Consider the following 16092-nt stretch of genomic DNA (forward strand, 5'->3'; position numbering starts at 1 on the left):
TCCTTCTGGGAATCCAACACCGAACTCATCAATCCTTCAATTGAAAACCTTGGCCTTACAAGGCTCGAAGATAAGCGGAGAGATCCGCTTTTTCTTCTGTGGTCAACTGAACTCCAGTGACGAGGGCAAAAAACTCTACCGTGTCTTCGAGAGTCAAGAGGCGACCGTCGTGCAGATAGGGTGGGGAATCTTTGATTCCCCGAAGGGGAAACGTTTTAATAGATCCTTCTGCCCGGCCATGATAAAAACGTTCCACCCGCAAGTCATGCATCAGGTTATCCGTAAAATACGGAGCAGTATGGCAGGCCACACATTTCGCTTTCCCAAAAAAGAGCGCTTCACCTCGCAATTCTTTTTCGCTGGCTTTTTGAGAATTCAATCGGCCAAAAAGGTCCAACTTCGGCGCAGGGGGAAAATCGACAAGCTTCTGAAACTGTGCCATTTTCATAACTTCCGTTCGGGTTAAATCACGACGACCTTTTTTTTCGGCGGTCGCCAGATCATGATCGAAATAGGCGGACCGGTTTTCAAATTCGGAGAAATCCTCAACGGACGCCAAGGCTCGCTTGGATCCAAAGACCTCCTGGATATTGACGCCGCGTAGAGTCGGCGTTTCGATGCGAAACCGTGAGAATTGAGGCCGGTTATCCGGGTTCAAATGAATGGCGCCATTGGTATGCCCGTTCACATGGCAATCAAAACAGGAAACCCCCCGGCTGGGTGCAATCGTTTTCCGGTCGTCAGTCGCATTAAATTGCTGTTGAGGTATTTTTTCGACAAGTAATCGAACCCCGTCAAATTGCACCGGCGAGAGAATGCCATCGAACAACGCATAAAAATTTTCATTGGTGATTTCCTGCCCTTGTGAGACATCTCCTAAGTCCGGCCGGTTTGTTAAAAACAGAGGAGGTGGAAATTCCGGCAAAAAATGATCCGGCACATCATGAAGGACATCAAACCGTTCACGCTCAGGATGAATATCCGTCATCATCGACGGAAACACCATGCCGCCTGTTGAATGAAGCGGATGCGGTAACGGCAGGTAGGGGAAGAGATCTTTGGCCTTTATCTCTTCCGGAGGCATTTTGCCGAGCTGTTCAAAATTGAGGCCCTTCGGTAAGCGAGCGGTGGGCCCTTTGGGTATGGGCTTCCCTCGCGTCATCGTGACCCCTTCAACAAATTGCGGGGACAAATCATACCGTTGCTCAAGCAATTGTTGCTGTTGTGTGTTGATCTTTGATCGTTGCCGGCGTTCCCGCTCAATCACCTTTTCAAGGGGATCCTTAGGACTCAGATCAAACACAAATGAACTTGGGGTCCGCCCCCCCAGTGTATGAATATCCGGAGGATTGGGTGTCCCCGGTTTAGCGTCCGGTGCCTCTTGGGAGTCGCCTTTTCCGACGGGTTGATACTGTGGATAGGCACGTTGCCAGTCCTTCACCACGGCCGGGGGACCAATGTCAGGAACCAAATCTTTCGGACCCGGCACCGCCTTCCAGCTTTTGGGGTTGTCCTGATCCGCAGCAAATACCATCCCAAAAAGGCCACCGGCGATCAATAATATGATTACGGTGAGGAGCATTCGCTTTATCCTCAAGGTCGTGTTGATAAATCGTGAAACGGTAGACATTGGTGTCCTCCTTTTATGCCCTATGTCGGGACACGATGTCCGACATTCGAAAAAAAAGTGTTATAAAATATTTTGAATAGGCTATGGCTTTTCCCACAGGGCTTTTCCATTCGCATCAAACAACCGGACCAGGGGACTTCCGTCCTTATTTAACACGACTTGAACCCGCGGATTATCCAAATGATCCCGCAACACGAACATAGGGAGGTCATCGCTCTGAACTTCCATTGCCACCCTCCGCTTACAATCCTCTCCGTAAAGAGTTAATCCGGTTCGCTCCTTCCCATACACGGCAAGAGAAGTTCGACGGTCACAGTGATCATCTCCCATGATGAGTGCCGGGTGCTCACCGTCCCACAGACTCAGGGTTGCACGAACCTTCCCTTCCTCATTCACGATATGTAAGGCCGAAGTCGTGATTGGCTTTCCCGGGTTGGTCGCTGATACCTTTGAGTCGGTGGGGTTTGTAGAGGCCAACAGCATCCCCCCCATTGAACCCAACAAGAATAATCCAAGTACTAGGGTCCACCATGTGGTTTTTCTTAAGGGCATACCAAACTTCTCCGTCTTTTCTTGATAAACAAAAAGGTTTCAGAGCGAGGCTTACACTCTTCCTGTCAAAGCCAGAATCAGCACGATTACCAGCACCAATCCAAGCCCGCCACTGGGGTAGGGCCCCCACGACGAACTGTACGGCCAGACCGGCAAGGCCCCGACCAGCAGAAGAATGAGTATGACTAAGACGATCGTTGACATAGATCTGGTTTCCCCTCCCTGTTTTTAACAGGCTTTCACATCAGTGCTCATGCGTTCCTTGCAGGACGACAGGGAAAGCGGTAAGTCTGTCACGGGCAGAGCCAACTTGAGCACCATTCGCCGCGGCCAATCCCCGAACAAACAACGCGACATTCCCGTCTGCCCCGATTTCTGTGGATGAACCGTTTCCTGTTCAAGACTTGTGTTCATGGGTGTTGCTCTCCTTATGGGTGTCAGTTGCCTTCTAATTCTTGTTTTTTTTATTTATACAGAATCGTTTGGGCGGCAAGACCTGAGAGAAACCCTGGGTTGACTGAACAACAACCCTGGATGACCCGGTGGGGTCACATATGTGGACTTTCACTCTTAGACAAGACTTATTCGTGGAAGCTATACTTTTTCCGAATTTCGTTCTTTCACGACAGGACCCCAACGTGGTTCTGCCTAACCGCAGCCGAGTGAGAGCCGCATCCTTCTCATCATTCGAGGTAAGGTTGGGTGTCCACTTTCTCCATATTTACACAGAAACGGGAATGCGCATACTGTTCTTCAGTTTAGAAAGAAAAGTGTGAACGTATGATGACGGTTCAAGAGCGGATCAAAACCGGTGCTCACGCAAAAAAATTGGATATTATCTTGCTGATATCCATCAGCGCTCTCATTGTCGGTATTTTCGTGTTGGATCTATTCACCAAAACAGGAGTCGCGATTGGCATGTTATATGTGAGTGCCATCATGCTGACTCCCTATTTGCCCTATGCGAAATCCCCTTTCATCGTCGCAGGAGTCTGCTCGGTCTTTGCCATTGTTGGAATAATCTATTCCCCAGGCGTGAACGTGGTATATTCGGGGAGTACCATTGCCGGCAATGCCGTGGCCAATCGTCTATTATCGCTTTTTATGATTTGGGCCACAGCCCTCCTCACCTATCAATATCGTCAGGGGATGGAGGTCCGGCTTCGATTAGCCTCCATCGTGGAATCCACCCCTGACGCCATTATCGGACAAACACTGAAAGGGCAAGTCACCAGTTGGAACAACGGAGCCGAACAGATGTTCGGATATTCGTCACAGGAGAGCATCGGGCGATACATGCCATTTCTGTTTCCGCCAGACCGGATTGCCGAAGAAAAGGATATTCTGGAAAAACTCCAGAGTGGGAAGCCGATTCAAAATTTTGAAACGATTCGGCGGAGGAAAGACGGACAGGAAATACCGGTATCCCTGACCATTTCTCCCATTATTGACCGATGGGGAAATGCGATCGGCGCGTCGAAAATTGCACGGGATATTTCTCAGCAAAAGAAAATGGAGAATCTCCTGGCTATACAAAACCTCACCTTGGCCAGCCACGCAGCCTCCCTTAAGCAATCAAACGAGGATCTTGAACAATTTGCCTATATTGCCTCTCATGATCTCCAAGAACCCCTCCGCACGATTCATGGCTTTACGCAGTTGTTGTCGGAGCGCTATAAAGAGCAATTGGACAAACAGGGTCAGGAATTTATTGGATTCGTGACGGATGGAGCGAATCGCATGCAAACCCTCATTCAAGACCTCCTGAAATATTCGAGAATTCAGGCCCAGGAATTGAACCCTGTTCCGGTCAACGCCGGGGATGTGCTCAATGAAACCCTCAAACATCTCCGCATGGCCATTGAAGACAAACAGGCTTCGATCACTCATGACCCTCTTCCGACCATCCAGACCGATCGGTCGCATTTTCAACATCTGCTCCAGAATCTGATTACCAATGCCATGAAATTTCACGGCCCGAAAACGCCCCATATTCATGTATCTGCTGAGGAAGGGTCCGACGGGTGGATCTTTTCGGTACAGGATAACGGGATCGGCGTCGGATCGGAATATTTCGAGCGGATCTTTCTTCCGTTCAAAAGACTGCACACGAGGGAAGAATATCAGGGGACCGGAATCGGTCTGGCCATATGTAAAAAAATCGTGGAGCGCCGTGGAGGCCGCATCTGGGTGGAATCCGAACCGGGAAGTGGATCCAAGTTTTCTTTTACTCTACCTAAATAAACCGGAGAATGTTCATGCAGAATCCTATTGAAATTTTACTCATAGAGGATAATCCCGCTGATATCCGGCTGACCCAGGAAGCCTTTCGGGAAGCTCGCCTCCAGAATACCCTTCATGTGGTTCAAGACGGGGTCAGCGCCATGGGCTTCATTCGACAGACAGCACCCTTTCAACAGGTTCCCCGACCGGACCTTATTCTGTTGGATTTAAACCTTCCCAAAAAGGACGGGAGAGAGGTTCTGAAGGAAATCAAATCCGACCCGCACATCCGCACAATTCCCGTGGTGGTGTTAACCACCTCGGATGACGAAGCAGATGTCTTGCGGAGTTACGATCTGCATGCCAATGCGTATTTGGTCAAACCCATTGATATTTTGCAATTCATCAAAATGATTCAATCACTCGAAGATTTCTGGCTCTCTGTGGTCAAACTCCCTCCAAAAGTGTCAGAGTCATGAGCGATCTCCCATCCCCGACTCATTCCATCCTGTTAGTGGAGGATAATCCTGCCGACGCAGAATTAGTGCGCGAGCGGCTGAAGGATGCCTCCGGCATGTCCCCCTTTCATATCACCCGCGTATCGACGCTGAAAGAGGCTCTGACCATCCTTCACACCACGCCGTTTGACGTCATCCTTCTTGATCTAAATCTGCCGGAAACCAATGGGCTTGAAACCTTGAAACGAATCCGGTCGGCAAACTCGGCCATTCCCCTTGTGGTGTTAACCGGCACCGAAGATGAACCCCTGGCCCTTGAAGCCATCAAATTGGGGGCACAGGATTATATTCCGAAATCTTTGATGAATGCCGTGTTACTTTCCCGAATTTTGCACTATGCCATGGAACGGGAAAAGAATGAGCGGATTCGACGGGATGATGAAAGAAAGTACCGGCTATTTGTTGATGGCGCTACCGGTCTGGCTTTTATCATGCTTGATTTGGAGGGGAATATTACGCATTGGAATTCCGGAGCTGAGCGGCTCTTGGGCTATCCCGAAGACGCGGCATTGCATAAACATTTTTCTTTACTCTTTACCCCGGAAGATCAGCGCAATGGTCGCCCGGCAACCGAATTGCGGAGGGCGGAGGCCCTAGAAAAAGGAGACGATGACAATTGGCTGGTACGGGCCGATGGGTCACGGTTTTGGGCCAGCGGCGCGGTGACGGCCATACGCGACCCCAACGACAAGCTGATCGGGTTTGCTAAGGTGGTCCGGGACAAAAGCGCTCAAAAAGATACCAGTGACAAATTAGCCGAATTAAATCGCACATTGGAAGAGCGCGTGATGCAACGTACTCAGGAACTCACCCGCAACCAGGAACGGCTACGCGCCATGGCTTCCGATCTCACGGTAACCGAACAACGGGAACGACGCCGGTTGGCGACGGACCTTCATGATTATCTGGCACAGCTCCTTGTCGTCTGTCGACTAAAATTAAGTCAAGGTCAATCGATTTCCGACAAGGAAACCCTCGTCAAGGTGATTCAGGAAGCGGATGCCCTCCTGGATCAATCCCTGACGTATACACGGACACTGGTCAGCCAACTCAGTCCGACCTGTCTCTATGAATTCGGACTCCATGCCGCTCTGGTCTGGTTGGGAACTGAAATGGGAAAACAGGGATTAACGGTCACCTTGAAAAGTACAGATGAGACACCAAACCTGCCGGAAGATCAGGCTGTTCTCGTGTTTCAATCCGTTCGGGAACTGTTATATAACGTGCTTAAACATTCCGGCGTGCATGAGGTGTTGGTGAATCTGTCTTTTCAACAGGACAGCCATCTGCTGATCGAAGTGAAGGATTCCGGCTGCGGGTTTCATGAAAGTCCTGAAGAGAGAAATGAACAATCCCCGACCAATTTTGGACTCTTTAGTATTCGAGAGCGATTGGAAGCCCTCGGCGGAGAAATGATTCTCCATTCAGCCCCGCAGGAGGGAACTCAAGTCCTTTTGCGTATTCCCATTGAACACAGCCAGGAGGATCCCCAGCCACGCACTGTCAAACCGACTCAGGTGCATGCCCTCAAGAAGGCTCATGTTTCCCGTCCTCCTTCAGAAAAAATTCGCATTCTTCTCGCAGATGATCATAAGATGGTCCGTGAGGGGTTTTGCCATATTCTGAACGCTCAAGGAGATTTTGAAGTCGTCGGAGAGGCAGAAGACGGGAAACAGGCACTGGCCCTCTGTGAATCACTCCGCCCCGATGTCGTCGTGATGGATCTTCACATGCCCAAGATGGACGGTCTGGAAGCCATCAAAAATATCAAACAATTCTTTCCCGACACGGTGATGATCGGATTATCCGTGTACGACACGCCGGACGTGGCCCGATGGTTCCGGGAGGCAGGAGCGGCGGCATTTGTCACGAAGGGAGGACCGGCTGAAAACTTAGTCACCATCGTTAGGAAATTTCGGCGTCAACAAAAACCCGCCTAGCCCTCTTTCTTATTTCTCGTTGGAATTCTGCGCCATCAATCCGGATGTGTTTCCGGTGCCCGACAGTGTCGCTCCGGTTAACATCTGATAGGCCTGCAATACCGTATTGACGGGAGAAACCTGCATCAGAAAAGGCGTCTGCCAATCATCGTCTTCAGGAAACTGATCTTCAGGAATAATGACTCTTGGAATATGTTCCTCAAAGGCGGCCTGAATTTTCAGTGGGATTCCCCCCACCGCCCCGATATGACCGTCATGGGTCACTTTCCCGGTCATCACGTGGTTCAGGATAATGGCGTTATCGTTAGCCATCGCCAGGGCCACAACACTCACCATCGCGGTCAAACTATCCCCGTAAATCGTCACACCAGGATTTGGAAATTTCAAAAAAACATTCCAGGTTTTTGGATCAAGCCCTGCCATGCGAGCCGCCGAGACGATTCCGGATTGAATGGCCACTTGAGTTAACGGTGAAAATTTTCCCGGTCCGCTCGAAAAGGCCACGTTCAACGCTTCCTGACCTTCCTGTTTCCGAAATGAAATGTCCAGTTCAGCCACAATTCCGATCGGTTCACCATCCAGGTCAAGAGTGGTTCCCAGAAAGGTCACGGATTGCTTCTGCCAATACCTCTGTTCGGCCACAGGCGGTTTTGCGAAGGAGAAGGCCCATCCGCCAGGGATCGCCCATGCCAGAATGCTGCCGATGATCATTGCCCTTCTCAAATGATGCATAGACTAATTCTCCGAAACCGGCAAATACGGGATGATAAAATCTTCATCTCCTTCGACCCGCTGATCGACAAATTGATCGAAGACGCCATCTCGATCGTCATCCAGCCAGTAGAACAAGGGCCATCGAACCGTTTCAACGACCGTATTCCAAAATTTGTTATTTTCATAAAAAATAATTTGTCGGGCCGTTTTATAATCGACGACTCCATCTCCCCGTAAGGAGTATTCCCGGATATACAATCCCGTAATGATATTCACATCTTCATTGATGAGATTGGCCTCACCGGGTTCCTTCGGAATGTCCGCGGCGATGCCATTTCCCGCCATCATGAGACTCAGGAGAATGCTACACATCCAGTAAAAGCTACATTGTTTGCCGTTCATGATAGTTGCCCTTTATTGTGACCGTTTGTGGTCGAACCCACCAAAATAAAAACCCATGTTTTTTTACCCGGTCATCACCAATCCATTTTCACGATGCCGCGGCTGAGAGAAGGAATTTACGGACGGAGTCTCACCTGCATGTGTTCGCAAGCGGTTCAGCAAAATAAACGGGTCGATGACGTCACCACATTGAATACAGTGCTTGGCCTGAAACTTAAAATCCTCATAATCGGAGAAAATATCCATATACGTCTCTTCGACCATCGTTCCTCCGCACCGTGAACAATGTGATTGTTGCATTTGGTGAATCAATTGAGGGAACACCTCGGGGTGCTCGGTTCTCATCGCGGTCAGGGTAAATGTTTGCATAACGCCTCCTTCTTTTGAATTAAAATAATTTATATTCATGATCTGACTGTAGTTTCCCACCCCGAAAGCGACTACTACCCAAAACCCTAGGTCTAGACCTGAAGATCCCTTGAAACATGTCGAGTGGAATAAGAGGGTAATGAATGGACGAAAGAGGGAATCACGCCAACGGGAATGATTTCATGCCCATGAAGAGGAAGACCGAACCAGGCTGCGCATCGTGTAGGGGGCTGTTGAAAAAAGCCGCCAGCGGCGTTCTCGCCATTTTTCCGTGCTCACGTACTGGAAGTACGCTCTGCGCGCAAAAATGACTGCGGCCTTTCCTTCGAGAAGCCTCAGGACAGGACTGGACGAACCCTTCGGGAAGACTCAGGGCATGCTTTTTTGAACCGCCCCGAGGCCTCTAATAGGCAACGTGCCAGTGGGTCAATAGGCCCTTGGAAATTATTATTATTCAACACTCCCTGTAGGGCATCGACAATAGCGAAGATCCCCGTACCGGCATGAAACCAATCCGCCAGAACGTGGTTGGAACGTTATGCGCTCACGCTGAAAACACACCAAACCGAACCGGCCAGCCTATTTGAACATCCTGCTTCGGTCATGGAAGATGGTAAATTTTTTTTTGATTCAGACCGCTCTGAAAAGTATGGTGCGGTGTTCAACAGTCGGTTCGGGGCATCCTTCTCAACAATCAGGAGAAACCCGTCGGATTGGGCATCCTTCATTCAGACGTGTTGGCTGGCATGGAAGGTTCAACCGGAAGCGAAGATTTCTGACTTAACAGATCCCGAAATTGTTGTAATTGAGGCAGTAGGGGTTCCAGCTCTTTTTGATACAAGCTCAGGCTGTGCCGGCGACCGCTGTATTCAGCTCTGGCAATACATTTCTGCAGGAGGGCTACACGCTCCTCCATGAGGCGAAAGGCCGTCCACAAAGCCCGGTCCAGGCTATTCGATTTTCCTGCCAACAAAGACTGCTCGGTAAATCCATGCCCGACGTGACATTGATACCGGGTTAAGGAACCCTGGGCCTGTTCCCAAAGGGTCCCTCCGCATTCGGGGCAACTGAGCCCGGCCACTTCCCCCTTGACTTGCCGGGGGGGAAGATGACTCATATACGCATTGACGGTGACGTTTTCCTCAATCAGATCTTCAGGAGGAGGAAATTCCGGACCGACCGTGGTCTTGACCTGTTGAATCAGTTGGCGGGCCAGATCTTCCACCGGCAAACAATAATCGACCCGCATATGAGCCAGCACATTATTCGGCAGATCCGGAAACAGAGCCTCTGCGGGATCCTGAACCATAATCATCCCCCCGCACCGCTGGATGGCCAGGAGGCCGACCACGCCATCATCCAGATATCCTGATAAAATAATCCCCACAACCCGCACGCCATAGGACACCGCCGCTGAACGAAATAACGTGTCAATAGACGGCCGCCAAAGATTTTCTCGCGGTCCCTTGGAAAGGACCATCACATCCTTATCAATCAGCAGATGAAAATCCGGAGGAGCCACATACATTCTCCCATAGGAAATGAATTCTCCATTTTTGGCAAATGTAGCAGGCACAGGCCCGGCATCCGATAAAATGGCATCAACCGTGGAAGTCGAATACGACCCGAGATGGAGAACGACCAATATCGAAGCTTGCAAATCCTGGGGAAGGTAGGACACCAGCTTTTTGAGCGCGGTAATTCCTCCTGCCGACGCTCCAATGACAATCATGTCGGGATGTGAGGATTGGCTCATGGGGATACTCTGTAGAGACTCGCCGGCTCGCCACGACACTAGTGAATACCGGTTGGTCACAGTGAAACAGAAGGTGAATGTCAAACAACATGGACAAAATGCGGAAAGACTCAAATGAAAAATATAGTTCTTCTGCCCTGGTCCAAGTGAAGGGATGGCTGTTCCATAGCCAGCCACAAAGAAATGTATCCTGAGAGACGGGAAAGCTCTGTGCCCGGCTCGACCGGGTCACGGCTTGGCGAGATGCTTCGCCTGCCGCTCAGCCGGACACCGGTATTGTGGAACAATCATTAACCTCGGCCTGGTCATCCTGAGTCTGACGAAGGATCTGAGCCCGGCCCAACCGGGTCACGGCTTGGCGAGATGCTTCGCCTGCCGCTCAGCATGACAACCGTAAAACCGGGAGGTCGAAAAGGATCTTCACGCGTGCGGTAGGTATTGCGAGCTTCTTTCGCTTTACTTCTTTGCTTGGGGGCGTAATCCGTTATGTGAAGGGTTCAAGAGACATCATCGATTTTTTTGACTGGATCGAATGACTTCGGCGAAGGAACCAAAGGAATCCCCCTTGGAGACATATTCATCTCCTCCAGCCTCTGCAAAGTTCTTCGTCACGATCTGATCCCCGTGCATGGACAACCCGATAACATAGATAGACGGATAGCCGGCTTTGATGAGACGGGTGGCTTCTATTCCGTTCATCACCGGCATATTGATATCCATCACCACCACATCAGGATGGAGAGCCTGAACAAGCTCAACCGCCTGTTCGCCGTTTTCGGCTTCTCCGACCACCTGGATATCGTGGCAGGCATTTAACATGGTGCCCAATCCTTCACGGAATATGGGGTGGTCATCCGCAAGCACGACCCGAATGCTTTCCTCCCTTTTCCCGGAATTCGGAACCTCCACAGCCTTGGCAGGAGAGGAGGGCTGAATGGCCTCCGACTCAGCGTTTGGAAGGGAAAAGGGCATCTTGATCAGCACCCGAGTGCCCTCGCCGACGGTCGAAAGCACCTCACATTCACCTCCAAGACTTTCCACGCGTTCTTGCACATTTAACAGTCCGAATTTTTCATTGTGGGAATGAGTTTCACGGGTTGAGGACAGATCAAAACCACATCCGCGATCCGCCACTTCTATGCCAAACAACTCCGGTGAGATTTGATTGAACAGAATCGAGGCTTCCTGGGTTTGGGCATGCTTCTTCACATTCAGCAATAATTCCCTGATGACATGATACAGAATAATTGAATCGGATTCCGAAAGATTCAACAGATGATCTTCAACATGAGAGGTCACGGTGACGTGCAAATCATACCGGCCCATTTTTTCGGCCAACCATCGGACGGCTGCCATGAACCCAAATTCATACAAGATGGGTGGACTGATTTGAGGAATGAGATCCCGCGTGTATTGCAACGCCTCATCCAGAGATTCTTCCATTTCCCGCACAAGAGGTGCCTGCCGATTCGAAAGATCGGCTTGTTGCAACTGACTGATTTTTATCTTCCCGACAACCAGCAACTGTCCCAGATAATCATGTAATTCGGTGGCAATGCGACGCCGTTCCCGTTCTTCAGTGAGAATCAGGTCTAAGGACAGTTGACGCAGCCGGTGTTGATGCTGAACGAGTTCCTGTGTCCGTTCAGCCACGCGGCCTTCCAGCGATTCCGTCATGGACTGCAGTTTGATTTCGATATTTTTCCGGTGAATGGCCGAGGCCAGAATATTGGCCATGGTTTGTAGGAACTCCACCTCCTTCTCCTCAAACTCCCGACTCGACGACGTATGCACACCGAGCACGCCATGCGGATTGCCGTCCTGATCCCGGATGATGCAACTCATGCCACTGGTCACCTGATGATCAATCAACAGGGAGGGACCGGAAAACCGGCTTTCCCGGGATAGATCCTGGACGATAACCGGCTTTTGGCTGATCAGGGTATAGCCCGCCTGTGAATTGAGTTCGGTGCCCACCACGGCATGGCCGACCAATCCTTCTTTCCACCCGACTCCGGCGCGAAGAAGGAGAGACTGTTTTCCCGGCAAAAATTCAAGCACTTTGGCCATTTCGATCGGTAAGGTCTGACTCAGAAGCTTCACACATGCGTCCATGACCCTCTGCACATCTCTTTCCTGAAGCGCCAACTGTGCGAAGTCGGCCATCACCTTCTGTTGTTGAGAGAAACGAAGCACTTGATCTTCCACATTGCGAAGCTGCGTGATGTCCACAAAGGTCAGCACGATTCCCTCGACCTCATTGTTGTTGCTTTGGTAGGGAGTCATTCGTGAGAAAAATGTCCGGGTGTCATGAGAAAACCGTCGCGTCCGTTCCTTAGGCTGTGAGCTGCGCAGGACCTCCCGAACATCCCCCATTAACGTTTTATCCTCAGAAAATGAGGACAATTGCGTGATGGGCCGGCCGAGATCGGCATCCAAAAACTGAAACATTTTTTGCGCAGCGGGGGTGTATTTCTGAATACCCAAATCGGCATTCAGAAATAACGTGGCAATATCCGTCGTCCGAAAGAGGTTTTCCATATCGCTATTGGCGTGATCCAGTTCCTCTACTTTCCCTGAGAGTTGAGCATTGACCGTTTCCAATTCTTCATTGATCGACTGCAATTCCTCCGTGGATGTTTGCAGTTCTTCATTGGCGGATTGCAGTTCCTCATTGACCGACATCAATTCCTGATTGGAAGATTTCAAATCCTGGTTGGAGGTCTCCAGTTCTTCCAGAGCCGTTTGCAAATGCTCCTTGGTGGTGTGAATTTCCTGCTCCAGTTCCTTGATCGTCCGGTGCTCGTTTTTCGAGTATTTCTTCGGGGCTTGAGAAGATTTCCAGATGAGTCCTTTCTCTCGGAAGACCACCATCAGCAGATCGGATGATTGCTTGGCATGAAACAGCGGACGAACAATGATATCCACAATTTGCCTATCATCATTCAGAGCCAGTTGAATATTGGGGATGACCACTTCCTTGCCGGTTTTCACGGCCTTGAAAATTCCGGTTCGCAAGGGCATACGCAAATCCGGCGTGACCATATTGATCAAATTCACATCGACCGAACCGGAGGGAAGCTGCAGATAGGTTCCCGTCCGGCCGGAGACATATTGCACATGGCACTCTTTATCGATCAACACTGCGGGAGGACCGTACTCCTCTCTCACCAGTTGATCGAAGGTCTGGGTGAAGGGGTCCTGAATCTGGGGAAACAGAGCAGGTTTCGGAGTGGGCAGGCGGCCACGCGGTCCCCGTATCGGAAAGTTGGGAAAGGTGCGGTACATGAGCTCTTTTGGTTGAAACACCCGAAAGCGTTTATTCAAGGGATGAAAGAATCGGGATTGGTCTTCCGCCTGTTCCGACGCACCGAGAAACAGATAACCCTCAGGGTTCAGGGAATAATGAAACACGGCAAACATCTGATTCTGAAGATCGGGTTCCATGTAGATCAACAGGTTCCGGCAGGAAATCACATCCATGCGGGAAAACGGGGGATTGCCGACGAGATTATGAAAAGAAAAAATGCATAACTCGCGTATTTCCTTGGCAACCTGATAGCCGGAACCCTCCTGTTCAAAGAACTGAAATAGTCGATCGGGTGGCACATCTTCCCGAATGCTCTCCGGATATCGTCCACGGCGGGCAAAATCCAATGCCCGTTCATCAATATCCGTCCCGAAGATTTGAATAGGGATGCTGAGATCTTCCCGATGGAGATATTCATAAAAGAGCATAGCCAGCGAATACGCTTCTTCTCCCGTCGAACAACCCGGTACCCAGACCCGGATGGCTTCATCGTTTTGCTTGGATTTCACGATCTTGGGAACGATCGTGCCGGAGAAAAACGTAAACGCGTCCGAATCTCTAAAAAATTGCGTCACACCGATTAACAGCTCCTTAAACAGCCCATCGACTTCCTCCGGGTCCTCACGCAATCGTTTGACATATTTCGCGGGAGAGGCAATGTGCAGAATCTGCATGCGCCGCTGAACCCGCCGACCCATCGTATTTCGTTTGTAGCCACTGAAATCGTGTCCGGTCCGACGATGCAGATGCGAACAAATCACGTCTAAGTGATTCAGCGCTTCTGTACGAAGGGTTTCCAGTCCCTTGCCGTCCCGTAGTTCGTATAAATATTTTGCATAGAGAATCAGCACCTCCGCGATGGCTTCGACCGGTAGGATATGATCGATCAATCCGGTCAGAATGGCACTCGTCGGCATTCCGGAGAATTGGGCCGTTTCGGCCGTTTGGGCAATCGTTACCCCGCCATGCTCCTTCACGGATCGAAGCCCGACTGCTCCGTCGGACCCTGCGCCGGACAGAATCACCCCGATGGCAAATGGACCCTGATCTTCGGCCAGGGATTGGAAAAACTTATCGATGGGCGTGCGAAGGCCATGCAATTGTGAAGGACGGTCCACTCGCAAAAATCCCCCATCGATGCTCAATTGCGTGTTAGGAGGAATGATATAAATATGATTGGGTTCGACTAACGTTTCATCTACCGCCACATGAATCGGCAAGGAGGTCTTCCGCGTCAGCAATTCCGGCATCAGGCTTTCACGATCGGGAGCCAGGTGCTGGATCACCACAAAACCCATTCCGCTATCGTCAGGAAGCGTTGAAAAGAACCCGCCTAATGCCTCAAGCCCTCCGGCCGAAGCGCCGATCCCGACTATGGGAAACGAATTGGATGAGGTGTCAGTGGCCACCCCCTGGGAATGTGGTGAAGGCGTTGGTGTTGAAGCAGGAGCCTTGGGGCTAGTTGAGGACTTCCGTGGTTTTTTAACGGGCGCGGATCTTTTCGGTGAGGGGAAAAGCGAGGATTTCCCTTGAGACTTGGAAGAGTTTTTTTTTGTAGTCACTATAAGTCTTGACTTTCATTGAGGCGTGGATCTTACCCTACCTCACGGTTTCAAAGAAAGAGCATGCGCCGGCGATCATCCGATTTCATCCTCCGTCTGTGGACACCACGACTCGTCAACACAAAATCAACAGTATCATTTGGTCGGATTTCAATCCGTGGACCTATCCCCCGCCACGAGTCAGGATGATGAATGAGATGACCAGTTCGCAACACTCGTTGGGATTGTTGAATAATAAAGATTTTCAATGGCAAATTTGCCTAGAATTCGATTACTCATCAAAGGCTCCGGGTCGGTTCAAAAAAGTCCGTTCAGCAAGGCCGCAGCGGTTTTTACGCGCGGAGCGTACGCTGAGTACGTGAGCACGGAAAAATGGCGAGAACGCCGCTGACGGCTTTTTTCAACAGACCCTCGTTCACAACTGAAACCTGTCATCATCTGATCAGAGAAATCCATTTCTCAAGCCGGGCGCTTTTTCTACACCGATGCAATTCCGGCAGAAGATATCGGTCTTTCTCTTAATGAGATCTTCACGTTTTCTCCATTCGCAGAAGATCTTGGAAGCCGGAAATTCCCATCCAACACATTTCCGAGCTCCTCCCGGGTATCGAGTAAGGTGGACAATTCCAATATTCCTGCCTCTTTCAAATAGGGTTGTATGGAAGGTTGGACATCATACAGAAATACACCTTTCCCCTGTTCATGGGCTTTAAACACGATCTGGAAGATGGTCCAGGTCCCAATAGCATTCACACATGACAAGGACCGTAAATCTAAAATGAGTAAGGAAATCGGCGACGAGACCACACGCTCCAATAACATGTCGGTTCGACTCAAATTAGGGGTATTAATACTGAGATCCACGGTGAGTGTCAGGACCACTTGTTGGCCAGGGGTGCTAATGGTGCATTTCATTACAATGTCCTCCTTATTAGTTAGGTGATAAAAACGAAAAAGAATTAAAAAAGCCTGAAAAATTCTTTTGATTCTACGCGTCCAGGCTATTCGCGCTACTCTCCATTACCCTTGAGGTGAATTACCTAATCCTGGAGTGGAGAGGATCTTATGCCTTCCAAGGGCATTCAGCACGTGAAACGATGTATGTCAGCGTAAAAT

The 16092-nt window shown here is 50.2% G+C and carries 13 protein-coding genes; 3 read left to right on the forward strand and 10 right to left on the reverse strand.

The window, feature by feature from the left end:
• Positions 1-55 precede the first annotated feature (55 nt).
• The 4 genes from ACTRXD_RS14095 to ACTRXD_RS14110 form a co-directional block, all read right to left on the reverse strand.
• Positions 56-1630: a cytochrome B6 gene (locus ACTRXD_RS14095; RefSeq protein WP_442432433.1), complete on the reverse strand. Its 1575-nt coding sequence runs from the start codon at positions 1628-1630 to the stop codon at positions 56-58.
• 81 nt (positions 1631-1711) lie between these two features.
• Positions 1712-2182, reverse strand: a complete 471-nt coding sequence (locus ACTRXD_RS14100) for a hypothetical protein (protein WP_442432434.1) — start codon at positions 2180-2182, stop codon at positions 1712-1714.
• Positions 2183-2233: 51 nt separating this feature from the next.
• Entirely contained in the window at positions 2234-2386 is a 153-nt protein-coding gene (locus tag ACTRXD_RS14105; RefSeq protein WP_312746513.1) for a DUF3309 domain-containing protein, read from the reverse strand.
• 24 nt (positions 2387-2410) lie between these two features.
• On the reverse strand, positions 2411-2596 hold the full coding sequence (locus ACTRXD_RS14110; RefSeq protein WP_442432435.1) for a hypothetical protein: 186 nt from the start codon (positions 2594-2596) through the stop codon (positions 2411-2413).
• Between the two features lie 366 nt (positions 2597-2962).
• Between ACTRXD_RS14110 and ACTRXD_RS14115 the strand changes: the two genes are divergently transcribed.
• Genes ACTRXD_RS14115 through ACTRXD_RS14125 form a run of 3 tightly spaced genes read left to right on the forward strand, consistent with a single transcriptional unit; the run spans position 2963 to position 6863 of the window.
• Entirely contained in the window at positions 2963-4426 is a 1464-nt protein-coding gene (locus ACTRXD_RS14115) for a sensor histidine kinase (protein WP_442432436.1), read from the forward strand.
• A 14-nt stretch (positions 4427-4440) separates the two neighbouring features.
• Positions 4441-4884 (forward strand): response regulator, encoded by a 444-nt coding sequence (locus ACTRXD_RS14120; RefSeq protein ID WP_442432437.1) that lies wholly within the window; start codon positions 4441-4443, stop codon positions 4882-4884.
• Positions 4881-6863, forward strand: coding sequence for a response regulator (locus ACTRXD_RS14125; protein WP_442432438.1), 1983 nt, complete (start codon positions 4881-4883; stop codon positions 6861-6863). The genes ACTRXD_RS14120 and ACTRXD_RS14125 overlap by 4 nt, the downstream gene beginning before the upstream one ends.
• A 9-nt stretch (positions 6864-6872) precedes the next feature.
• Here the strand turns inward: ACTRXD_RS14125 and ACTRXD_RS14130 are convergent, their stop codons facing one another.
• From ACTRXD_RS14130 to ACTRXD_RS14155, 6 genes are all read right to left on the reverse strand, one after another.
• Complete coding sequence (locus ACTRXD_RS14130; protein ID WP_442432439.1) at positions 6873-7574, reverse strand: S16 family serine protease; 702 nt, start codon at positions 7572-7574, stop codon at positions 6873-6875.
• A gap of 24 nt (positions 7575-7598) precedes the next feature.
• Entirely contained in the window at positions 7599-7979 is a 381-nt protein-coding gene (locus ACTRXD_RS14135) for a hypothetical protein (protein WP_442432440.1), read from the reverse strand.
• Between the two features lie 63 nt (positions 7980-8042).
• Entirely contained in the window at positions 8043-8348 is a 306-nt protein-coding gene (locus ACTRXD_RS14140; RefSeq protein WP_442432441.1) for a hypothetical protein, read from the reverse strand.
• 724 nt (positions 8349-9072) lie between these two features.
• Positions 9073-10104: a chemotaxis protein CheB gene (locus ACTRXD_RS14145; protein ID WP_442432442.1), complete on the reverse strand. Its 1032-nt coding sequence runs from the start codon at positions 10102-10104 to the stop codon at positions 9073-9075.
• 507 nt (positions 10105-10611) lie between these two features.
• Complete coding sequence (locus tag ACTRXD_RS14150) at positions 10612-14823, reverse strand: chemotaxis protein CheB (protein ID WP_442432443.1); 4212 nt, start codon at positions 14821-14823, stop codon at positions 10612-10614.
• 630 nt (positions 14824-15453) lie between these two features.
• Positions 15454-15891, reverse strand: a complete 438-nt coding sequence (locus ACTRXD_RS14155; protein WP_442432444.1) for an STAS domain-containing protein — start codon at positions 15889-15891, stop codon at positions 15454-15456.
• Between the last annotated feature and the right edge of the window lie 201 nt (positions 15892-16092).

This window comes from Nitrospira sp. T9, assembly GCF_052156535.1.
GTDB lineage: Bacteria > Nitrospirota > Nitrospiria > Nitrospirales > UBA8639 > Nitrospira_E.